Source organism: Chamaesiphon sp. (genome assembly GCF_041738855.1).
Taxonomy (GTDB): Bacteria; Cyanobacteriota; Cyanobacteriia; order Cyanobacteriales; family Chamaesiphonaceae; genus Chamaesiphon.
Map to the genome: position 1 here is coordinate 44,859 of NZ_JBGSPA010000025.1, position 21,953 is coordinate 66,811.

Here is a 21,953-nt window from a genome sequence, read left to right on the forward strand (position 1 = left end):
CAGTCATTCACAATGGCGATCCTCTCGCTTGGCAGAGCATCACCTTGGCAGAGCTTTGCCGTTGATGTGACCATCGGGATTGAGATGGATGTTGGTATTTGGTGTTGAGGCGGTACGTACAGATTGTTAGCATCTTGCCTAACTGTACGCTCATAATGCCACAAACAGCGGCGTGCAGCAAGTAGATACCAGCGATTGGCTCTCAATGCCCTGAGATCGTCAAATTAGAATAGTGGATGGTGGGCAGGGAGTAGCTGCTTTTTGAAGAGATCGGTTGATGCTCCCAGCACCCAGAGATCGGGCTACCTGACTGAATTTTTGTACTCGACTCACTAGTTTCATGCTATCGTTAATAGATTGTTAATAAATTCTTAACAAAATTTAAATCAACTGCGTTTAACTCAGGAAGATTCCAGTTATTGCACTTAAAATATAAGTATCAGCATTACGGCTCTCGCTTTGACCTCATTACGATGTATATTCAGATACAGACATCGGTGATGCTAGATCTACTAGTAGATCGCTAAATACTAGTGACACTGAGATCTAGCCACAGAGATCTTCGCGCCGATAGCAACAACGCCAACAACTCCAACAACTTAGCCACCACTCCCCACCGTAGCCATTCATGATTCCCGATCGCGACTTGCGCCTCGATTTGTGTCCCGATATCGATCCCGATAATGCCAGTGACAAGCCAGAAGAAGCCTGTGGAGTGTTCGGAATCTATGCTCCTGGGCAAGAAGTTGCCAAGTTGACATATTTTGGATTGTACGCACTCCAGCATCGCGGTCAGGAGTCGGCAGGTATTGCCACTTTTGATGGGCAACAGCTATTCGAGCATCGTGATATGGGGTTGGTATCTCATGTCTTTAACCCAGAAATTTTACAAGAATTACCAGGTCAATTGGCGATCGGTCATACTCGTTATTCGACCACTGGGTCGAGCCGCCGCTGCAATGCTCAGCCAGTGATTGTCGAAACTAGATTGGGCAAACTTGCCTTAGCACACAATGGCAATCTTGTCAATACCGACCAGATGTTGGCAACTTTAGCTGCTAGAGGCTGCGAACCCAGTACCACGATCGATTCAGAAGCGATCGCCCTGTTGATTCGCGAAGAAGTCAATGCTGGCAAAGGCTGGGTGGATGCGACGATCGCGGCTTGTCGGCAGTGCGTAGGGGCATTTAGTCTGACGATCGCGACTCCTGATGGCATCATGGCAATCCGCGATCCGCACGGGATTCGACCGTTGGTACTGGGAATTATGCCCGATCGGATCGGGCAATATGTTGTGGCGTCTGAGACTTGTGCGCTAGACATCATCGGTGCGGACTACGAGCGGGATGTCAAACCAGGTGAATTGCTATGGATTACCGAACTTGGCGTCACAGCGATCGATTGGGCACCAGATGTACAGTCGAAACTATGCATTTTTGAGATGATTTATTTTGCGCGTCCCGATAGCTGGGTACATGATGAAAGCCTGTACAGCTATCGGATGCGCCTGGGCAAACAGTTGGCGCGCGAGTCATTTCAGGCAGCGGATATCGTCATTGGCGTGCCAGATTCGGGGATACCTGCGGCGATCGGTTTTTCAGAGACATCGGGTATCCCTTATGCAGAAGGCTTGATCAAAAATCGCTACGTCGGACGGACATTTATCCAACCCACCCAAGAGATGCGCGAAGCTGGAATTCGGATGAAATTGAACCCGCTCAAAGATGTCCTCAAGGGGAAACGGGTAATCGTGATCGATGACTCGATCGTCCGTGGCACTACCAGTCGGAAACTAGTCAAAGCTCTCCGCGACGCCGGAGCTAGCGAAATTCACATGCGGATCTCGTCCCCGCCTGTGACTCATCCATGCTTCTACGGCATCGATACCGATACGCAAGACCAACTGATCGCCGCCACCAAATCTGTCGCCGAAATCGCCGAGCAAATCGGTGTAGACACTCTAGCATATCTGACGTGGGACGGAATGCTATCGGCGACGGGTCGCGATCCCAATAGCTTCTGCTCGGCTTGTTTTACAGGTGACTACCCAGTCCAAATTCCCGATGGCGTCAAGCGATCGAAATTAATGCTAGAAGTGGGGACAAAAGGCTAGAGCGGCATTGCCACACAGCGTATTGCACTGTGTGGCTACCATTGCAAAGAACCTGCGGAATCACCTTGCGATCGCTTGATTTCTGCATCCCGCTCGAACCATTTGATAATTTGTTGAGGAGTCAGATCTTCAATTTTTGCTACCTGCTCCGCATCAGCAATCTGTTTCAGCATTCGCATCGAAGAAATTGTAATTCTCGTCAAAAATTTCTCATGAGTAGAAAGTAGGGCTTTATCTACTTCTACTGCTTCAGCGTGAGTGAGATATTGTTCGTTATTCATGTCTGTAAAGATTAGCCGATTGGATGAGTCATCGAAATTAAATAACCACACTGATGTTCGCCATCAACCAGCCAGTGCGTCCGCTCTACCTGACAATCTTCCAGCGCGGTGGCAAACATTTCTAGTTCGTGTCCGCACACCGCTGGAAAGGAGGTCGCTACCTGCGAAATGGCGCAATTGTACTCAGTCAGGATAAATTTGTCATCTCGCCCATCTAAAGGGTGATACTCAGCCATATATCCCTCTTGGCGGCGCAATTCTACCAGCTTTGCCACTCTGTCGATTAAGACTCCATCGCCCAACTCTCGCCGATAATCGATACTTTTCTTTTGCCAGTGCCGATGTAGTATTTCGCTGGCTTGCTCATAGCCGAGATTAGCGACTAAAGTGTCTAGGAATGAAATCGCAAATCGATCGTACTGATTTGGGAAGCGATCGCGTCCTTTAGGACTCAAGTGATAGATATGCTGGGGTCTACCCGTACCAGATGAAACCGACTGATAGCTGATTAAACCTTCAGTTTCCAAATCCTTGAGATGGCGGCGAATCGCTTGGGGGCTGATGTCTAGCGATGCAGCCAGATCTTGAGCGATGGCTTGTCCCTGTTTGAGGAGATATTCGAGGATATCCTGCTTGGTGGAAGAGTGCTGCTCTGTCATCATATCGGTGCTGGGTGTGGAGAAATGGTCGCGCGCAGACGTGCAAATATTAAAAATTTCCCTAGTTTTGCTACTTTAGCAACAACTATGTTGTTAAATTACGATACAATAGGGTTAAAGAGTTAAACAATCAGTTTATTGTTTAATTATACGATATTTTGTCTGTCCCAGTCAGACACCTTAACCATCCTTATTCTAGAGAGAACACAGGCGATCGATGAGTACTGTAGTCCAAAACTTAGTCAATCAACCCTATAAATACGGCTTCGTCACTGATATTCAGTCAGACCAGATCCCGCGCGGCTTGAACGAGGATATCGTGCGGTTGATTTCGTCCAAGAAAGACGAGCCACAATTCTTGCTCGACTTCCGCCTGCGTGCCTATCGTCAGTGGTTGAAGATGACCGAACCTACTTGGCCGCATGTAGACTATCCCGCGATCGATTACAACGATATCATCTATTACTCCGCACCCAAGCAAGCCGCCAAAAAGTTGGACAGTTTGGATGAAGTCGATCCTATTCTCCTCGAAACATTTGAGAAATTGGGGATTTCCCTCAACGAGCAAAAGCGACTCTCCAACGTGGCTGTCGATGCCGTATTTGATAGCGTCTCGATCGGCACCACTTTTAAGGCACAATTAGCTAAAGAAGGCGTGGTATTCTGCTCGATTTCCGAAGCAGTGAAGGAATATCCCGAACTAATCGAAAAATACTTGGGAAGTGTCATCCCGATCGTCGATAATTTCTTTGCAGCCTTAAACTCCGCCGTATTTAGCGACGGCTCCTTTGTCTACATCCCCAAGGGCACCAAGTGTCCGATGGATTTATCAACCTACTTCCGCATCAATACCGGAGATAGCGGACAATTCGAGCGGACATTAATCATCGCCGATGAAGGTGCTTCAGTCACCTATCTCGAAGGCTGTACCGCACCCGCCTTCGACACCAATCAACTCCACGCCGCCGTCGTCGAATTGGTGGTATTAGATAACGCTGAAATCAAATATTCCACAGTCCAAAACTGGTATGCTGGCGATGAAACTGGCAAAGGTGGCATCTACAACTTCGTCACCAAACGCGGCTTGTGTAAAGGTGTCAATTCCAAGATTTCTTGGACGCAAGTAGAAACAGGTTCGGCAATTACTTGGAAATATCCCAGTTGTGTCCTAGTCGGCGACAACTCCGTCGGTGAATTTTACTCCGTCGCGCTGACTAATAATCTCCAGCAAGCAGATACCGGAACAAAAATGATCCACGTTGGTAAAAATACCCGCAGTACGATTATTTCCAAAGGGATTTCCGCTGGTAAATCGAAGAATAGCTATCGCGGTTTAGTCAAAATGAATCCGACAGCCAAAGGAGCGCGAAATTACTCCCAGTGTGACTCGATGCTAATTGGCGACAGAGCGCAGGCGAATACTTTCCCCTACATCCAAGTTCAAAATCAAACCGCCAAAGTCGAACACGAAGCATCTACTTCAAAGATTGGTGAGGATCAATTATTCTTCTTCGCTCAACGCGGGATTTCCCAAGAGGATGCGATTTCGATGATGATTAGTGGTTTCTGTAAAGATGTTTTTAATCAACTGCCGATGGAATTTGCGGTTGAAGCGGATAGATTGTTGAGTCTGAAGTTAGAAGGTACGGTAGGTTAAATATAATCTCGATGGGCAATGCCCATCGAGTATTAAAATATTGAAAAATAGATGAATTTTATCAATTTCTTAATTGGGTAACGCCCATCATCAAAAAAATCTACGCTCGATGGGATCATTTACAATTACTGGAGATATCCACGATACCAACATAGACATAAAAGAGCTTAGATTGTGTATTGGTAGAGCCTTGAAAATAGATAATATTAAAAAATCCGTTGATAATATTTACATAGAAAATGAGGTTTTCAGTCTATACATTTTTGAGTTCGACCTTCCAAATAACATTGGAAATCCTTTTCGTCAGAAAGAAATTGATTCCGATTCCCCATTAAATACCTGTGCAAAATTTCTAGACAATATACAGAATAATCTCAAAGATATTTTCGGCAAACCGAGTAAAATAATTGTCAAAAATAATTGTAGTGATAGTTTCCAGTGGTTTTTAATTTCCGGTGGTTATGAAGGCTCATTTGAAGAAATGAAAATATTTCTTCAAAATATTGCCCAATCTTTATATGAAAGTAACATTAAATTCGAGTTTGCATTCTACGAAGATGATGAAAATACTGATAACCCTTCATGGGTAATGCGTTATCCTGACTACTATATAGGGAATAATGGAATATTTGTTGACTTTCAAGATATTTAAATTTTATCGAAAGCTGAATGTGGGCACTGCCCACCATACAAAAAGATAAACTTATGTTTAAAACTTAATTTACGAAAATATTATGCTCTATAGTAGCTTCACAATTGAAGAGGTGGAATCTAAATTTAATCTAAACTTGCAGACAGGTCATTTTTTACCAAGTATCGAACCGATTTCTCCTAGTTTGATGTTAGAACAGTTTTTAAATATTACTTTGCCATTGGCTCGTGAAACTGGCTCAGAAAAAGCCAGATCGGAACTTATTGTTTCGCCAATTTTGGTAGAAGTCCGCACCTTACTGAATAACTCGATTAGTTTATTTTCAGGGGAAGACTTTACAGTAGATAGGGAACTGGGATTAAATGGTATTTGTGATTTTTTGATTAGTCGATCGCCGATTCAGTTTAAAATTAATGCACCCGTAATAGCATTAGTCGAAGCTAAAAAAGGTGTGCTAAAAGATGGCTGGGGTCAATGTATTGCCGAAATGGTAGGAGCACAGAGATTTAATCAGCTTCGACAACACTCGATCGAATTTATCTATGGTGTTGTTACTAGCGGTACTAGTTGGCAATTTATTGAGATGAAAGGAAGTAACGTAACGATCGATCCAGAAGAGTATCCCTTCCCGCCGATTGAACCATTACTGGGTATTTTGAAATGGATGGCATCAAGAGAAGCGAAATTAGTAGATTTCGACAGGTAATTGAATTCGATCGAAAGCTAAATGTGGACAGTACCCATCATACAAAATCAAAGTTTTAAAATGGTTGCGACACCTGTAAAAAATCTTACTTTAGAAAACTTTCTGGCTCTTCCAGAAACTAAGCCTGCGAGTGAGTATATTGACGGAAAAATAGTTCAAAAGCCGATGCCTCAAGGAAAACATAGTTTGTTGAAGATGAAACTAATTACTTTCATTAATTCGATTTTAATGGAAGCAAAGATCGCGATCGCATTTTCAGAATTGCGATGTACTTTCGGCGGGAGAGCGATCGTTCCTGATATAGTTGTCTTGAAGAATGAAAATATTCCCAAAGACGATGATGGTGAAGTTTCTAATGTGGTGATGACTGCACCTGATTGGACAATTGAAATCTTATCTCCAGACCAAAGCACGACTAAAGTAATTAAGAATATTCTTCACTGTTTAGATAATGGTACTGAAGTAGGCTGGTTAATCGATCCGGCTGAGAAGATGATATTAGTTTATCAACCCGATCGACAAGTGCAAGTAGTGGATATACTCGAAGCTGAATTAATTGTACCTGAATTTGCTAGATCGATTAAATCAACGGCTGGCGTTGTGTTTGGCTGGTTGAAGCTGGAATAGGATTGAGATTCAGATATGTATTTATCGAGTGATATGATAAGAGACTAGCTACTATCGATCGAACATTATTAAAGCTCAATTAAATAAAATCTAAATATGATTAATCCTGATAATCCAGTTATTCTATCGATCGAGAACCTTACCGCAAACGTCGATGATACGCAGATCTTAAATGGCGTAAGTCTCGAAATCAAAGCTGGCGAAATCCATGCGATCATGGGGCCGAATGGTTCTGGTAAAAGTACTTTGTCTAAAGTATTAGCCGGACATCCTGCGTATACAGTCACAGGTGGAACAGTTACCTATAAAGGTGAGAACTTATTTGACATGGAACCTCAGGATCGGGCGCGTTCTGGTGTATTTCTGGCTTTCCAATATCCGCTCGAAATTCCTGGGGTGAGTAACCTCGACTTCTTGCGAGTGGCTTACAACTCACGGCAAAAGCATCGCGGATTGGAAGAATTAGATGTATTTGACTTTGACGACTTGATTCAGGACAAATTAGAGATTGTCAAAATGAATCCTGCTTTCCTCAGCCGGAGTGTCAATGAGGGTTTCTCTGGTGGTGAGAAAAAGCGTAATGAAATCCTGCAAATGGCAATCCTCGAACCGAGTCTCGCGATTCTCGATGAGACTGATTCGGGTTTAGATATTGACGCGCTCAAGATTGTTGCTAATGGTGTCAATCAGTTGTCAAATCAGGATAATTCGATGTTGGTGATTACTCACTACCAACGGTTGCTCGACTATATCATCCCTGATTTCGTACATGTGATGGCGAATGGGCAAATCCTGACTAGTGGCGGGAAGGAACTTGCTCTGGAGCTAGAAGCCAAGGGTTATGACTGGGTAACTGAAGCTCAACCCGCATAACTCAATAATTCTCATTATCCCCACCGTTTATAGTCTTTTTGATTTGCTGCATGGATCTCTACCCCACCCCAGCCCTCCCCCTGTAAAGGGGAGGGAGCAAGAAAAGCCCCCTCTTTACAAGGGGTTTGAGGGGTAAAGATCTTCGCCGAAGTCAGTTTTGATTCATCGGTGCATAGTAAAGATCGTTTAAAATCCATCATCGAAATGACAGCAACTCTTACTCAGCTTATTCCGCTTACTCCGCCTCCAAATCCGCAGCTTGAAGATATTCGTATTCAAGCTACTGGATATCTGCAAGAGGAGACTATTCCTACTAATAAAAACGAGGAGTGGCGGTTTACTAATTTATCGCCATTGCTGGAGCAGACATTCACAGCACCGAGTCAACAACTACCGCCTGTTAGTATTGATGATTTAGTTATCCCTGAAGCTGCTCAGAGCCGTTTAGTCTTTGTTAATGGCATCTATGCGCCTCTACTCTCCAGCCTTGCTGATTTGCCCGTTGGCGTATTTATCGGGAATCTCGCAGCAGCCAACGCCGCTGGATTGGCGATTACTGATTATTTAGGCAAGCAACCAGGCGGTGAGGAAGTCTTTACGGCGATTAATACGGCGGGTATTAATGAGTCAGCCGTAGTTTGCTTGGCTCCAGATACAGCTATCGAGTCCCCAATTCAGCTATTATTTATCACTACCGTAGATGATACGGCGATCGCGACTCAACCGCGCACTCTCATCGTGTTAGAACAGAGAAGTAGTGCAACAATAGTCCAAGAATATCTGCATACATCAGCTTCCAGCCGTGCGTACTTTAATAACAGCGTTACTGAGATCTGGCTAGGAGAAGCCGCCAAACTCAACCATACCCGTATCCAAACCGAAGATATCGCCGCTATCCATATCGGTAAAACAGCGGTTTCACAATCTGAGCATAGCTCCTATACTGGTAACGCGATCGAGCTTGGTAGCAGACTCTCCCGCCACAACTGGGAAATCTTCCAAATCGGCGCACAGACAGAAACCTACCTCAATGGTTTGACAATGGTAAATGGCGAACAAGAGTCAGATACTCATAGTGTCATCGCTCTCACCAAACCCCACGGTATCACCAATCAATTGCATAAATGTATCGTAGACGATCGCGCCCATGCAATTTTCAACGGTAAAGTATTCGTGCCGCAAGCTGCTCAACAAACCAATGCAGGACAATTGAATCGGAATCTGTTGCTATCGTCTAGAGCGCGCATCGATACCAAGCCTCAGCTCGAAATTACCGCTGATAATGTCAAATGCTCCCACGGGGCGACAGTCAGCCAACTCGAAGACGATGAGATCTTTTACCTCCAGAGTCGAGGTTTAGATGTCGAAACAGCTAAAATATTACTAATTAACGCTTTTGCTGTAGAGATTATCGATCGCATTCCCGTCGCTTCAGTCCGCCAAAAACTAGCCGCAGCAGTAAAAGCATTCAAAGCTAGCTAAACATTGGCAAGCAATGACTAGAGAAAGTCCGATTCTACGACAGATCCAAAACCTTACAGGAAATACCAGCGATATGACTTATCTTCAGACTAAAACTTTAACTATTGCCGATACAGTTCGAGCAGACTTCCCAATTCTCCATCGTGAAGTTCATGGTAAGCCATTAGTCTATCTAGATAATGCGGCGACTTCCCATAAGCCTCATGCTGTTATTCACGCACTAGATCATTATTATAGCCACTACAATTCCAACGTCCATCGCGGCGTACATACGCTCAGTGCTGAGGCGACAGATGCTTATGAAGGTGCGAGAGAAAAGATTGCTAAATTTGTCAATGCTGCTTCCTCGCAAGAGATTATTTACACGCGCAATGCTACTGAAGCAATTAATCTAGTCGCATACAGTTGGGGATTGAGCAATCTCCAACGTGGTGATGAGGTCATTCTCTCCGTGATGGAACATCATAGCAATCTCATCCCCTGGCAATTAGTCGCTCAAAAGACAGGTGCCAGACTAAAATTTGTGCAGCTAACACCAGATGAAGAATTTGACTTTGGGCATTATCAATCACTAGTTAATGAAAAGACTAAATTAGTCTCGGTAGTTCATGTTTCTAATACTTTGGGCTGTATCAATCCGGTCAAAGATATCGTTGCATTGGCTCATCAATATGGCGCAAAAGTATTGATTGATGCTTGCCAAAGTGCGCCACATATGCCTTTGGATGTTCAAGATTTGGATTGTGATTGGATGGCTGTATCGGGCCATAAAATGTGCGGGCCGACTGGGATTGGTTTCCTATATGGTAAATTGAATTTGATGCGATCGATGCCTCCGTTCTTGGGTGGCGGTGAAATGATTGCTGATGTATTTCTGGAAAATGCTACTTATGCAGATTTACCACATAAATTTGAAGCAGGTACTCCGGCTATTGCTGAAGCGATCGCTTTAGGTGCTGCTGTAGATTATTTAACTAATATTGGGATGGATAAAATTCATGCTTATGAAGTAGAATTAAACACCTATTTATTTGAGAAATTAATGCAGATTCCTCAAGTTAAGATCTATGGGCCAAAACCACCGAAAGAACGCGCTGCCTTAGCTGCTTTTACCTGTGGCGAAGTCCACCCACACGATCTTTCCACCATGCTAGATCAAGCGGGAATCGCGATCCGCGCCGGACATCATTGCACTCAACCATTGCACCGTTTTATCAAAGCTCAATCGACAGCACGGGCAAGTTTATATTTTTATAATACTAAAGCAGAGATCGATACTTTCATTGCATCGCTCCAAGAATCGATCGAGTTCTTTGATAGTATTTTTAGTTAAAATCATCGACAATCGATATTGCAATAGGTGTAGATCGATCGATACCCAAATGTCAAGTATCGATCGTTTGACGATACAGCTCCAAAACCCGCCATAACTCTGAATACAACGATCGCCATTCTGAGTTAATATAAGGTACAGAACTACTATATTCATCATGAGTCTTAACGTTGTCCATCTGGTTGGGAGAGTTGGCGGAGATCCAGAACTCAAATGGTTTGAGGGTTCGGGCAAATGTGTCTGTACTATGACTCTAGCTGTCAATCGTCGTAGCAAAAATCAAGATCAACCCGATTGGTTTAACCTCAAGATCTGGGGTAAAACTGGCGAAATCGCCAAAAACTATGCGAAAAAAGGTAGCCAAATCGGCGTTAAAGGCTCTCTCGAAGTCGAAACCTGGATCGACAAGGCAACAGGTACCGAACGCTCTCGCCCTGTGATCAAGGTTGACAGTCTGGATCTGCTTGGCTCCAAAAAGGATGCTGCTGAAGCGATGCCTGACTATATGTAATCTAAATTGCTACCTGTAATCTCAGCGATTTCAATCGTTGGCACTTCTGGTAGCAATTTAAGCTTTGTAGTGAGTAAGTAACTAATATTTCATGCCAAGGGATCGATTGTAGTTAACGTGAAGGTGCCTTGAAAAAGCCAATGAAATTGTGAATTTATCTAAAGGTAAAAATCCGGACGAAAAATTTTGATTTATTGACATATAATCACGCAATAAAGGAAATAATACAATTAGTTCCTTTATTCCAGATTAGCTGTATTCATCGAACCAAAATTTTTTATGAAATTCCTCCTAACCAGTACATATCTCCTAGCAACGACGATGGTGGCTATAGTTCCAGCAAGTCACGCTCATGCTGCGATACTTAGCTTCGCCGCCAATCTAAATGGAGCAAATGAAGAGCCAGCAAACAACTCGCAAGGGATAGGAACATCCTTAGTCACACTCGACACCATCGCAAACACCTTGCGGATACAAGGAACCTTCAGCGGACTGACCGGAACTAGTATAGCCGCGCACATACACAGTGCGACAGCAGTTCCTGGGAGCGGCACCGCTGGAGTTGCGACAGTTCAAACTCTTCCGGGCTTTCCGGTTGGAGTGCAGAGTGGAAGCTTTAACACATTGTTGGATTTAACGCTGTCAAGTTCTTATAGATCGGGATTTATCATTGAAAATGGTGGTTCACCAGCTACTGCACAAGCAGCACTTACGGCAGGTTTGGGCGCGGGAAGAGCTTACTTCACTATTCATTCAAGTTTTGCCACTGGTGGTGATGACATCCGAGGATTTTTGACACCTGTAATCCAATCTACAGCCGTGCCGGAACCATCTTCTATGTTAGGGATACTCACCGCGCTCGGTGCTGGGTCGATCTTGAGACGTAAAATTAAGGGATGCAAATCTATAGAAAAAGACGCTACCAATGACTAAGCAGAGGTAACGTCGGTTCGGAATAAGAATGCGGGGTGTAGTTTATCCCGAACCTATCCTAACTTATCGCCACTTTTCGATATTCGATCGAGTGGCGATTTTTGCATTTTGTTGGATATTCCACAGTCCAGCATAAATTCGATCGAGAGCCAATAACTCATCATGAGTACCAGCTTCGACTAATTTGCCATGTTCCATGACATAAATACAATGGGCATTGCGGATCGTCGAGAGACGATGCGCGATCGCAATTGTAGTTCGGTTGAGGGTGATGCGATCGAGGGATCTTTGAATTGCAGCTTCGGTTTCGTTATCTACCGCCGATGTCGCTTCATCGAGAATTAAAATCGGCGGGTTTTTTAAAACCGCCCGGGCGATGGCAATTCTTTGGCGTTGTCCCCCAGATAGTTTCTGTCCCCTTTCGCCGACAATCGTATCGTAACCCTGTGGTAATCGATCGATAAAATCATCAGCTTCAGCAATTTTGGCAGCCGCAATTGCTGAATCTAGATCCGCGTCGGGACTACCGTAAACAATATTTTCTAGTACCGAACCGTGGAATAAAAATACATCCTGACTGACTAAGCCGATCGATTTGCGTAAGTCAGCTAGATGTAGATCCTGAATATTAATACCATCTAAAGTAATCTCTCCCGACTGAATTTCATAGAGTCGTAGTAATAGTTTTACTAATGTACTTTTGCCCGAACCTGTCGCACCGACGATCGCGATCGTCTGTCCAGCCGGAATTTTTAGTGATAGTTCTTTGATGACAGTCGATCGATCTGGATAAGCAAAAGTTACATTTTTTAGCTCGATTTCGCCGCGTACATATGGTAGAGATAAACTACCGGAATCGATCGCGATCGGGGTATCTAATAAATCCATCACCCGATCGGTTGAAGCCATCCCCCGTTGATAGAGATCTAATGTCTCACCTAAGCGCGTCAACGGCCATAATAAGCGTTGGGTAAGATAGATGAGAATGCTATAAGTACCGACACCCAATTGACCGTTTACAGCCGCAATTCCACCTAGTAATAGTGTCATCGTAAAGCTAAATAAAACAGCCATCCTAATTAATGGTACAAATGCAGCACTTACTTTGATAGCACGACGATTGCTCTGACGGTAGGCTTCACTATCAGCGCGGACTCGATCGAGTTCATAAGCTTCGGTAGTAAAACTTTTGATCGTCGTAATCCCACCTAAATTATTTGCCAGTCGCCCATTTAACAAGCCAACTTTTTCGCGAACATTGGCATAATAAGGTGCGAGTTTCTTTTGAAACCAAATCGAGCCGATAATAATAATCGGAATTGGGACGATCGACCACCAAGCGAGTGAAGGTGCGAGGACAAAGAATACGCCGCCGATAACGATCGCATTAGTAACTACTTGAATGATTTCATTTGCCCCCACATCCAAAAATCTTTCGAGCTGATTGATATCATCACCCAAGATTGCCAACAGATTGCCAGTACTTTGATTTTCAAAGTATGCTAGATCTAACTGTTGGATGTGTCCGTAGGCATCAAGTCGGAGATTGTGCTGGATTTTTTGGGAAAGATTGCGCCAGAGATTTGTATAGATATATTGAGAGACAGATTCCAATACCCACACGACAACGGTAATAATCGTCAGAATTATTAGCTGCTGCTCGACATTCTCAATTCCTAATGTTGCCAGGAATGAATCTTGCTTTTTGACGACAACATCGACAGCAATCCCGATGAGAATTTCTGGAGCAACATCACATAGTTTATTGAATACTGATGAAATTGCTGCTTGCCAAGTTCGTCCGCGATATTGTCGCCCATAAGCTAACAATCTTTGGAGGGGATGAGAGTTAATGTTCATGTGTTTGGCTAATTTTCGCACTCTTTATTATGTTAGACCTATGCCCAGCGATTAAGCCCCCGCGATGGCTCTCTTTTTCGTTGGCTCATTGCGCTCTTAAAGCATCGAGGAAAATCGGTTTGAGGACGCAATCTCGCCATTTGGATACTATTAATTTTTAAAAACCGCTAGACTTTATCTGTATCGTCACGATCTCGATCGGTTTGAGGTACGATCGAGATATATTTTTTGAGCTACTAAACCAAAATACTATGGCAGATCCAATTACTCCAGAAATCAGCGATCGCATCTGCAAGCACATGAATGACGATCATGCCTCCGCAGTGCTGACTTACGCTCACGTCTACGGTAAGTCTCCCGCCGCCCAGACAGCCGCGATGAGTGCGATCGATCCTTTAGGTATGGATCTTACCGCTCAAGTCGATGGTAGCACCATCAGTTTGCGGATTCCATTCGATCGCGAGTTGACAGATTCTGAAGACGCTCACCAAATCCTCATCACCATGATTAAAGAAGCCCGCAAACTTGCAACCTAAACCCTTGATTTTCTAATTAAGGCAACCAGAAGATTAAAGATAAATTATCTCCAAACTAGAGGGTGGATGGTACCTACCCTCTACCCCTTAAAGCCTAAAACCTAAAGAGGTGTGGACGATACGACAAACATATCAGTTTTCCACACCTATCAAATTTTTGCCAATCTGAGATGATGGAGATAACTCAGAAATAGACGCAAGGAAACCGATATGAACTTTTCCATCCAATCGATTTATAACTGGTATCGCGACTTGCTACGTAATCCCAAATATCGGTGGTGGGTAGTAGCTGGATCTCTACTATATCTTGTCAGCCCGATCGATATTTCTCCTGATGTTTTCCCTATTATTGGTTGGCTAGATGATGGGATTATCATCTCTCTGCTGATTGCTGAAGTTTCCCAAATTGCTAAAGAAAAATTACAGTCACAAAATATTAGATCTGACAAAGCAACATCCTCAACAACACCAGTTGAAGACGCTCCAGTTGATGTTAAAGCAGTTCAAGTTGAATAAATAAACTATAGCAATCCTAAATGAGAAAATAGGTTGATGTAGGGTGTGTTAGGCCACAGCCGTAACACACCACGAGCGATACTGGAGGATCTGATTTAGGATTGCTATACAGTCGATCGATTTAATTGTAGTGGGACGACAGGACTAAAACTGTGGGCATTCAGAACTCTGGAAAATACAATTAGTAAAATTTTGAGAGATCGCTTTACCCACATTTTTAGTCGTGTCGAGCCAGTAGGGTGGGCAGTGCCCATCAGCTACACTTTACGTCACTAAATATTTCTAATAAACTCAGAAACCCGACTTTTTGGAGTCGGGTTTCTGAGTTTATTTGCGATTGCGGGCAGGAATTCGATCGCCACGCTCTAGCCGCATTAGTAGGCGATCGCAGCTCCACCAAGCGATCGATCCACTGCCAACGATGCCGATCGAGATTAAGGCTGGAATCAGGGCATTCTCACCCCCAACCAGAGTAAATATCGTCGTACCCATCCAAGCTATGAGGGTAATGATGACGATCGCTCGCTGGGCTGTTTTAAGATTTTGATACGCCTTACTGCAACTATGACAATTTTTGGTATGGCTGTGATATCGATCGAGTAACTGCTCCGGCGGTAATGCTGGCGGAAAAGTTTGTCCAGGGAAAGGATCGGCTTGATAATCATTCAACCACTGCCGATATTCAAACACAAATGTATCCGCTTTTGTTGGTAAATAAAATGCTTGGCTGAAGTTTTTACCACCACCACTTTGTTCTAGATATCGTTCTTGATGGTGGAGAAAAATTTGATCGTCTTCTAAGATAGCATTATTATTGATGTGCGAATACCATTGAGGTGTAGCTTTAATAAAAAATGCCGGAATTTTGCTCCCAAATTTAAACGGGAATCTGGCAAAAACTCGACATTCACCCTTGCGAGTTGGCGTTGCATAAACTACCGTAATTGTCTCGCCCAATTGCTTGGATGTCAGGGCGTGCCACATCAGACATGGGGCGATAAAAGTGGTATTCTGTCTACCTAATGTACCCTTGCGCGGCCCATCTGCCCAAGTACCTGTAAATCCTGACTTATCCGATCTAGTAACTGCCAATTCTACCGGACTGGAATTCGATCGCTTACCGACGCTACCGTGATGAGTATATGGCAAATGACTCGGATCGAGGACGTTTTCCAATAAAGTTAGAGCATCATAAGGCAGATCGCGGAAGGTATTTAGCATCACCCAGCCCTCCTTTGGCTGTCCCTCTACCATTGGTACCGGAATCAGCGGAATTGGTGTCTGTGTGGCTTTTGTGGGCGTACCTGGATAGATAAATAATAATCCCTGATCTACCGCAGTTGGTAACGACTTCACACAAGCGCGGCGGGATGTTTCGGCTTTAGCATCAGGTAATTGCTGTGGGATCCGATCGCACGTACCACTACCTGTAAATGCCCAACCATGATAGGGACATTCCAATAAGCCATCTTCAGCTATTCTCCCTTCGGATAATCTCGCTAACCGATGGGGGCATCGATCGTCAAATGCTCGCCATTCTTGCGCTTGACTATCCCACCAGATGACTAAATCTCGATCTAGCAATGTAAAGGGTGTGGGATTTAGTTTATTTAGATCCTCAATATAGAATACCGGATACCAAGACTCGATCGGGTCGAATCGCGTCGGCTCGTCTCCACCTGCTGTCACTCGATCTGCCAAAACTACTGTTGTCATTGTTAATACCCTAGCTTAGTGCAACTTGCTTGCTTTACACTTCTCTACAATTAGGATAACAATTATCGATCGGTTGAGGCAATCTCAAAAGTCAGCTTCGAGCTTCGTCAAAGCTAGAGATCTAGACGAGCCAGCCTTTTTAAGGGGACTAAATTCTCATTCCCTATAGAAAGGTGGATTTAGAGATCTTTCTGGGGCTGACGGTCACAAACATTGATTTTTCCCAGCAGCCCACTTCGATATAATGTTATTAACCAGCCACCAGCCACGCCCTCATGGATACCAAAGCCTTTAAAAGATCGCTCAACCAATCAGACAACTACCATCGCAAAGGATTCGGACATCAAGCCGACGTTGCAGTTGTCCTAGAATCAGAATATCAAAGCGATCTGATCCAAGAAATTCGCGATCGAAATTATACCCTCACTCGTGGTGATGTTACGATTAGACTGGCTGAATCTTTCGGCTTTTGTTGGGGAGTAGAAAGAGCAGTTGCGATCGCTTATGAAACTCGCCAACACTTCCCGACGCAGCAAATTTGGATTACCAATGAAATCATTCATAATCCTTCTGTCAATCAACGGTTGCGAGAGATGAATGTCAAATTTATTCAAGTCGAGCAGGGAGTCAAAAATTTTGATATTGTCGATCGCGGCGATGTGGTAATTTTACCTGCGTTTGGTGCTAGTGTTCAGGAAATGCAACTGCTCAATGATAAAGGCTGTACGATTGTCGATACTACCTGTCCGTGGGTGTCCAAGGTCTGGAACACGATCGAGAAACACAAGAAAAAAGACTATACTTCGATTATTCACGGTCAATACAAGCACGAAGAAACAGTCGCAACTAGCTCATTTGCCGACAAGTATTTAATTATTTTAAATATGGCAGAAGCTAATTATGTGGCTGATTATATTTTGCTAGATTGTACCTCGACTGAAGAGAAACTTCAACGCCGTACCGACTTTTTAACTAAGTTTAGTCAGGCTTGTTCTACAGGCTTCGATCCAGATATCGATTTAGAAAGAGTCGGCATTGCCAATCAGACTACCATGCTCAAAACCGAAACCGAAGCGATCGGTAAACTGTTCGAGCGGACGATGATGAAAAAGTATAATACCGCCGAATTAAACGACCATTTCCAAAGTTTCAATACGATCTGTGATGCCACCCAGGAGCGTCAGGATGCGATGTTTAAACTAGTCGAGGCACCACTCGACCTGATGGTCGTGATTGGCGGTTACAACTCATCCAATACCACACATCTTCAGGAAATCTCGATCGAACATCAAATCCCTTCGTATCATATCGACAGCGACGTCCGCATTTTGGCTGATAACCAGATCGAACATAAACCACTCTCGAAAGAATTAGAAATTACCAAGAATTGGCTCCCCGCAGGCAAAATCGTGGTCGGAGTCACATCAGGAGCCTCTACCCCCGACAAAGTAGTAGAAGATGCAATCGAGCGGATATTTGCGACTAAACGCAGATCTAGTGACGATAGTAATCCGATCCGATCGCAGACAGACTATGCTAATGATTAGGATACTTGGATCTAGCGATCTAAATTAGAAATTTAGTAATCTTCAAATTAAAAGACGACCAGATCGAGCCGGAAAAGACTAAATCTTTTTCCTCTTTTCTCAATCTTTAATAAAAGTACTGTTTTCTATCTAAATTAGCAGGTTATCATATTATTTATGAATTGAGGTGCAATGGGTGCTCCACACACTAATAGCGATCGCGATCGTCACTTTATTATTGCTAACCTACTCGTGGTTAGGTTATAACCAGCGGCTACGCGCACACAATCGACGGCTGACACCAACAGAATCTAACTCCAATCGACGATACAAGCGGATAACTAGAGATCCCGAAGAGCAATACATCGAAGGTGTCGGCTATGTAATTGGCGATCTGAGTTGTAGCTACAACGCCAGATCTCCCTACATTCGCTGTGCTGTAAATCCAGACGGTCTCTGTCAAGATTGTCGCCACTATCACCAGAAGGAAGAATAAGTTATGGATAAGTCGCATCGCTAAAAATCCAGTTTGTAGGAAAATATCGCTCGCGGGTGAGATCGATTTTATACGTTCGCATCGATTTTAGCGATCGCTCCGCCATCGATAATTTGACAGTAAAATCGATATCCAGCAATCCTATTTGACTAGTAAGTCTAGATTCAAAGTCTATCTCCTGAGGGAGAGGGTAATCGATCGATTCATCTAGACTTTAGATACCAGTCAATAACGTTAGTATTTAGTCGAATTCGTAAATACGGATAGGTCAGACTGGCTGCGGAGGTTCAGATGCAGATTACCGTATGTTCGATCGCCTTGATGTTGATGAATGGGGCTTATCTAGCTGTTTCTTTTAATATGGATTCACTAATTTTCGACGAAAGTGAGCCGGAATTAGTAGAATTTGTATCGCGATCGAATCCGAGTATGGATTTTGAGCTAGCCGATCTCCTCGATCTCGATATTTTAGATTTTGATGTGGAAGAGTTAGCAAATAGTACAGAGCGCAGCAGTTCGCTCTCTAGCCGTTCAAACATCGCCAGAGATGAGACTACCATCTGAGATTTCGAGCGTTTATAGCCGCGACTGTCAGAGATCGGCATAATTGATGTTGACGATAATCGATCGACCAATCCGATCGTAACTAAATGAACCTCAAGAGTAACAGGATTCCTCACAAATTTAGAATTCAACCTAGACTACTGATATCTCTCCTATGTGCGGGAGTAGTCACCATATTTTTGCCTCATGAGCTTGCTTGGGGGACGCGGATTCTCTGTACTTGGGACGTAGTAATGGTGTCATTCCTGGTTTTAAGCTGGCGATTGATGTTTAACTGGAGTTTAGACTAACCAGAAAGAGAACGGTAGCAAAAGATAGACCTTTGCTACCGTTCTCTTTCTGGTTAGTCTAAACTCCAGTAACTAGGAAAGGCAAAGAAATTCACACAATAGTTTGCAGATTAATAGAAAACAGCGAATTAATTAGTGAATTAGAAAATCAAGCAGGAAGATTTATATTAGTAACTAATATTTTAAGTGAAACTGAATTGCCAGCATCAGAGATATTAATCGCATACAAAAAACAACAATCTTGCGAAAGAGGATTTGGATTCTTGAAAGATCCGTTGTTTTTTGCAGATAGCTTATTCTTGAAGAACCCAGAAAGAATAGAAACAATGATGATGCTGATGGGATTAAGCCTTCTAGTATATACTATCGGGCAAAGAGAGCTAAGAAATAATCTTCAACTTCAAAAATCTTCTGTAAAAAACCAACTGAATAAATTAACAGAGCGGCCAACTTTAAAATGGATATTTCAGTGCTTCCAAGGAATTCATTGTTTTAAGATTGAAGGAGTTAAACGAATCAGTAACTTGCATTTTATTCGTTCCGTCCAATCGATTGATTGTCCCTTTAGATGTAGCCAATTGTCGGGTAAGGTTCGAGCGTCACCGCTCTCCCCTCCCCTAAGAACCGGACATGAGACTTTCGCACTCATCCGGCTCAAGCCTTACTTCAAGCTTGAAAACTTGGATTTAGAGTGTACCTGCTTGTGACATGCTGTGTGCAAATGCTGAAGGTTGCTTATGTCGTCTAAGCCCCCTTGAGCAACAGGTACTATGTGATGAGTCTCGATTTTCTCACCATTAAATAGTGGGTCGCCACAGATTGGGCACTTCCAATTTTGGTCTTGAGCTATGACATAGTTCCGAGAGTTCTTCTCCCAGTAGCTTTTACCAAATTTTTGGTGGCGTTTTTCCCAGTATTCTTGGAGTGAGGGATCGTCAGGTGACGCTTCTCCTCTGACTTTAATATGGCGTTCAATGGGCGTGTACGCTATTGGGTAAAGGATTAAATCCTTTTCTTTCCCTCGGCGGTCGCTAATTGTCGTAGCGAAAGTCCATTTATTACCCTTTATCGTCTTGAAGTAACGTTTCATTACCCATCTTTTGTTTTTGTTGGGGTGTCTACGCTTTGCCCAACGCCATAGGTATTCCCATCTTCTTGATGAGACATAGCTAAAAGTTTCTTTGCTAACCCCACCTTTGTAGTAATTAGAGTCGATGCCCTTGTTACCAAGGGACACCTCTCCTTCAGAACGTAGCGTGAAAGTTTCCCCTCACTACGCTCCTGGTTCACATTTACTCAACAAGCCTTACCACCTTTTAATGGGCTGCTTGCCTTTCTGACTCTCACCTCACCGTGTATGACTTGGTGTTGGTGACATTCTCGATGTAGAATTTCAAGGTTGGAGGACTTCCAATTTTGATGGTCGCCGTCTTTGTGATGAACTTCCACTTTGTCACCTGAAAAAAACTTCAATTCACACGAATTACAGGTATGTTTTTGTTTGCTTAGAAGTTTAGCTGTGATACCGTCATAGTTAGCATTTTCTCGTTTTGACCAGTAAATCATATCTCCGTCATATGGAGATTTATCATCTCTGACTTTGATATGTGAGTTGACTTTCCAAGAAACTTTTGGAAATGCTTTTTTCATCACCTGATTGGTTTGGTAACGACTATATCTTCCTTGCTTACGTATGAATTTCCATGTCCAATGAAAATAGTGACCGCAGAAGGTACATTTTCCTTTCTGTTTCTTCAGAAGTGTTGCCACTTTTGTTGATACTTCTGGATGTTTTCCTTTTCTTATACTCCAATACAACCAGTTGCCATCATAGGGCGATGCCTTATCTTGAACTTTGACGTACCTTTTTATCTTGGTGTCGCTATATTTCCTTAATATCAGAGCAGTTTCTCCATTTCTGGTGGTGAATGTCCAATTATCTCCTCCCACACTATGGAAATACTTATTAGCCACCCACTTCCTGCCTTTACTAGGATGACGATGGTATCCCCATTTTATTAATTTCCAAAAGACTAAGCTTTCAATTCGTGTGAATATTTCCTTGCTAACCACTGTCGAGTAATAATTACACCAACCCCTTATAATAGGATTTAGTCTTTTTATTAGGGTCGCTTGGTTTAAGCTATTTTATATCTAAATCTTTTGACTGAATCCCTTACAGCAAAGGTTCTAGAGGACAAAAAGAGTGTTTTAAATGTTTGACAGCTTACGCCACACGATTCGTTTATTATCTTAGCAATCTTATGGTAATGTCTTTTTTGACATTCTTTATTAGGGGTAATGATAGTTTTAAAACCCAGTAGACCACCTCTACTTTTACCCGATCGATATTTTCCTGCTGGAAATTGTCTGACGTTAAATCCCAGAAAATTAAATCCTGGTTCTTCGTCAAATACTTTGTCCAGGGTGTGACTGATGCGGGTCTTACTTGGTTTTAATTCTAAACTCAGGTCACTCAAACATTCTTCTATCTTTAGCTTACACATCTGAATAACTTCTAAGTTCTCATGGAGAACTACGAAATCATCTGCGTATCTTATTAGTGATATCGAATGTTTCTTGTCTCGCACACTCAATTGAGTGCCGTTAGCTCGTTTCATA

General features: G+C 43.3%; 22 protein-coding genes and 2 pseudogenes. 16 read left to right on the forward strand and 8 right to left on the reverse strand.

Annotation, left to right across the window (positions count from 1 at the left end; genetic code table 11):
- The first annotated feature begins 628 nt into the window (after window positions 1-628).
- Window positions 629-2,113 (forward strand): amidophosphoribosyltransferase, encoded by a 1,485-nt coding sequence (purF, locus tag ACEW9I_RS03330; RefSeq protein ID WP_373538952.1) that lies wholly within the window; start codon window positions 629-631, stop codon window positions 2,111-2,113.
- Window positions 2,114-2,148: 35 nt separating this feature from the next.
- On the opposite strand, the gene ACEW9I_RS03335 is transcribed toward purF, so the two are convergent.
- Both ACEW9I_RS03335 and sufR read right to left on the reverse strand, forming a co-directional pair.
- Window positions 2,149-2,394 (reverse strand): hypothetical protein, encoded by a 246-nt coding sequence (locus tag ACEW9I_RS03335; RefSeq protein ID WP_373538953.1) that lies wholly within the window; start codon window positions 2,392-2,394, stop codon window positions 2,149-2,151.
- An 11-nt stretch (window positions 2,395-2,405) separates the two neighbouring features.
- A complete protein-coding gene (gene sufR, locus ACEW9I_RS03340; protein WP_373538954.1) occupies window positions 2,406-3,056 on the reverse strand; it encodes an iron-sulfur cluster biosynthesis transcriptional regulator SufR in 651 nt (216 codons plus the stop codon).
- A gap of 214 nt (window positions 3,057-3,270) precedes the next feature.
- Between sufR and sufB the strand changes: the two genes are divergently transcribed.
- The 9 genes from sufB (at window position 3,271) to ACEW9I_RS03385 (ending at window position 11,827) form a co-directional block, all read left to right on the forward strand.
- Window positions 3,271-4,710 carry a Fe-S cluster assembly protein SufB gene (gene sufB / locus ACEW9I_RS03345; RefSeq protein ID WP_373538955.1) on the forward strand — a complete coding sequence of 480 codons (1,440 nt, stop codon included), beginning with the start codon at window positions 3,271-3,273 and terminating at the stop codon, window positions 4,708-4,710.
- Between the two features lie 73 nt (window positions 4,711-4,783).
- A complete protein-coding gene (locus ACEW9I_RS03350; RefSeq protein WP_373538956.1) occupies window positions 4,784-5,362 on the forward strand; it encodes a hypothetical protein in 579 nt (192 codons plus the stop codon).
- 82 nt (window positions 5,363-5,444) lie between these two features.
- The gene (locus ACEW9I_RS03355; protein WP_373538957.1) at window positions 5,445-6,068 is read left to right on the forward strand and encodes a hypothetical protein; all 624 of its coding nucleotides are present in this window, start codon (window positions 5,445-5,447) and stop codon (window positions 6,066-6,068) included.
- A 60-nt stretch (window positions 6,069-6,128) separates the two neighbouring features.
- Window positions 6,129-6,695, forward strand: a complete 567-nt coding sequence (locus tag ACEW9I_RS03360) for a Uma2 family endonuclease (RefSeq protein WP_373538958.1) — start codon at window positions 6,129-6,131, stop codon at window positions 6,693-6,695.
- 96 nt (window positions 6,696-6,791) lie between these two features.
- On the forward strand, window positions 6,792-7,568 hold the full coding sequence (gene sufC, locus ACEW9I_RS03365) for a Fe-S cluster assembly ATPase SufC (protein ID WP_373538959.1): 777 nt from the start codon (window positions 6,792-6,794) through the stop codon (window positions 7,566-7,568).
- Between the two features lie 204 nt (window positions 7,569-7,772).
- Window positions 7,773-9,050 carry a Fe-S cluster assembly protein SufD gene (sufD, locus tag ACEW9I_RS03370; protein ID WP_373538960.1) on the forward strand — a complete coding sequence of 426 codons (1,278 nt, stop codon included), beginning with the start codon at window positions 7,773-7,775 and terminating at the stop codon, window positions 9,048-9,050.
- A 73-nt stretch (window positions 9,051-9,123) separates the two neighbouring features.
- Entirely contained in the window at window positions 9,124-10,383 is a 1,260-nt protein-coding gene (locus ACEW9I_RS03375; RefSeq protein WP_373538961.1) for a SufS family cysteine desulfurase, read from the forward strand.
- A gap of 157 nt (window positions 10,384-10,540) precedes the next feature.
- Window positions 10,541-10,894, forward strand: coding sequence for a single-stranded DNA-binding protein (locus ACEW9I_RS03380; protein ID WP_373538962.1), 354 nt, complete (start codon window positions 10,541-10,543; stop codon window positions 10,892-10,894).
- Window positions 10,895-11,173: 279 nt separating this feature from the next.
- A complete protein-coding gene (locus ACEW9I_RS03385) occupies window positions 11,174-11,827 on the forward strand; it encodes a PEP-CTERM sorting domain-containing protein (RefSeq protein ID WP_373538963.1) in 654 nt (217 codons plus the stop codon).
- A gap of 63 nt (window positions 11,828-11,890) precedes the next feature.
- Here ACEW9I_RS03385 and ACEW9I_RS03390 read toward each other — a convergent pair whose 3' ends face one another.
- Entirely contained in the window at window positions 11,891-13,687 is a 1,797-nt protein-coding gene (locus ACEW9I_RS03390; RefSeq protein WP_373538964.1) for an ABC transporter ATP-binding protein, read from the reverse strand.
- Window positions 13,688-13,938: 251 nt separating this feature from the next.
- On the opposite strand from ACEW9I_RS03390, the gene ACEW9I_RS03395 reads away from it, so the two are divergent.
- Both ACEW9I_RS03395 and ACEW9I_RS03400 read left to right on the forward strand, forming a co-directional pair.
- On the forward strand, window positions 13,939-14,223 hold the full coding sequence (locus ACEW9I_RS03395) for a DUF2470 domain-containing protein (RefSeq protein ID WP_373538965.1): 285 nt from the start codon (window positions 13,939-13,941) through the stop codon (window positions 14,221-14,223).
- A gap of 210 nt (window positions 14,224-14,433) precedes the next feature.
- A complete protein-coding gene (locus ACEW9I_RS03400) occupies window positions 14,434-14,739 on the forward strand; it encodes a YkvA family protein (RefSeq protein ID WP_373538966.1) in 306 nt (101 codons plus the stop codon).
- 327 nt (window positions 14,740-15,066) lie between these two features.
- Here ACEW9I_RS03400 and ACEW9I_RS03405 read toward each other — a convergent pair whose 3' ends face one another.
- On the reverse strand, window positions 15,067-16,455 hold the full coding sequence (locus ACEW9I_RS03405) for a Rieske 2Fe-2S domain-containing protein (protein WP_373538967.1): 1,389 nt from the start codon (window positions 16,453-16,455) through the stop codon (window positions 15,067-15,069).
- Between the two features lie 275 nt (window positions 16,456-16,730).
- Between ACEW9I_RS03405 and ACEW9I_RS03410 the strand changes: the two genes are divergently transcribed.
- From ACEW9I_RS03410 to ACEW9I_RS03425, 4 genes and pseudogenes are all read left to right on the forward strand, one after another.
- Entirely contained in the window at window positions 16,731-18,002 is a 1,272-nt protein-coding gene (locus ACEW9I_RS03410; protein WP_373538968.1) for a 4-hydroxy-3-methylbut-2-enyl diphosphate reductase, read from the forward strand.
- Window positions 18,003-18,177: 175 nt separating this feature from the next.
- Window positions 18,178-18,477: a DUF6464 family protein gene (locus ACEW9I_RS03415; protein WP_373538969.1), complete on the forward strand. Its 300-nt coding sequence runs from the start codon at window positions 18,178-18,180 to the stop codon at window positions 18,475-18,477.
- A 291-nt stretch (window positions 18,478-18,768) separates the two neighbouring features.
- Window positions 18,769-19,041, forward strand: a complete 273-nt coding sequence (locus tag ACEW9I_RS03420; protein WP_373538970.1) for a hypothetical protein — start codon at window positions 18,769-18,771, stop codon at window positions 19,039-19,041.
- Between the two features lie 361 nt (window positions 19,042-19,402).
- Window positions 19,403-19,858, forward strand: a pseudogene (locus ACEW9I_RS03425) (IS1634 family transposase); the annotation flags it as partial.
- A gap of 134 nt (window positions 19,859-19,992) precedes the next feature.
- On the opposite strand, the gene ACEW9I_RS03430 reads toward ACEW9I_RS03425, so the two are convergent.
- The 4 genes and pseudogenes from ACEW9I_RS03430 to ACEW9I_RS03445 form a co-directional block, all read right to left on the reverse strand.
- Window positions 19,993-20,568 (reverse strand): HNH endonuclease, encoded by a 576-nt coding sequence (locus ACEW9I_RS03430; RefSeq protein WP_373538971.1) that lies wholly within the window; start codon window positions 20,566-20,568, stop codon window positions 19,993-19,995.
- Window positions 20,569-20,627: 59 nt separating this feature from the next.
- Entirely contained in the window at window positions 20,628-21,305 is a 678-nt protein-coding gene (locus ACEW9I_RS03435) for an HNH endonuclease (RefSeq protein ID WP_373538972.1), read from the reverse strand.
- Between the two features lie 42 nt (window positions 21,306-21,347).
- Window positions 21,348-21,455 (reverse strand): annotated as a pseudogene (locus ACEW9I_RS03440) (group II intron maturase-specific domain-containing protein); the annotation flags it as partial.
- A gap of 14 nt (window positions 21,456-21,469) precedes the next feature.
- The coding region (locus ACEW9I_RS03445; protein ID WP_373538973.1) for a reverse transcriptase domain-containing protein at window positions 21,470-21,953 on the reverse strand (484 nt) is incomplete at its 5' end.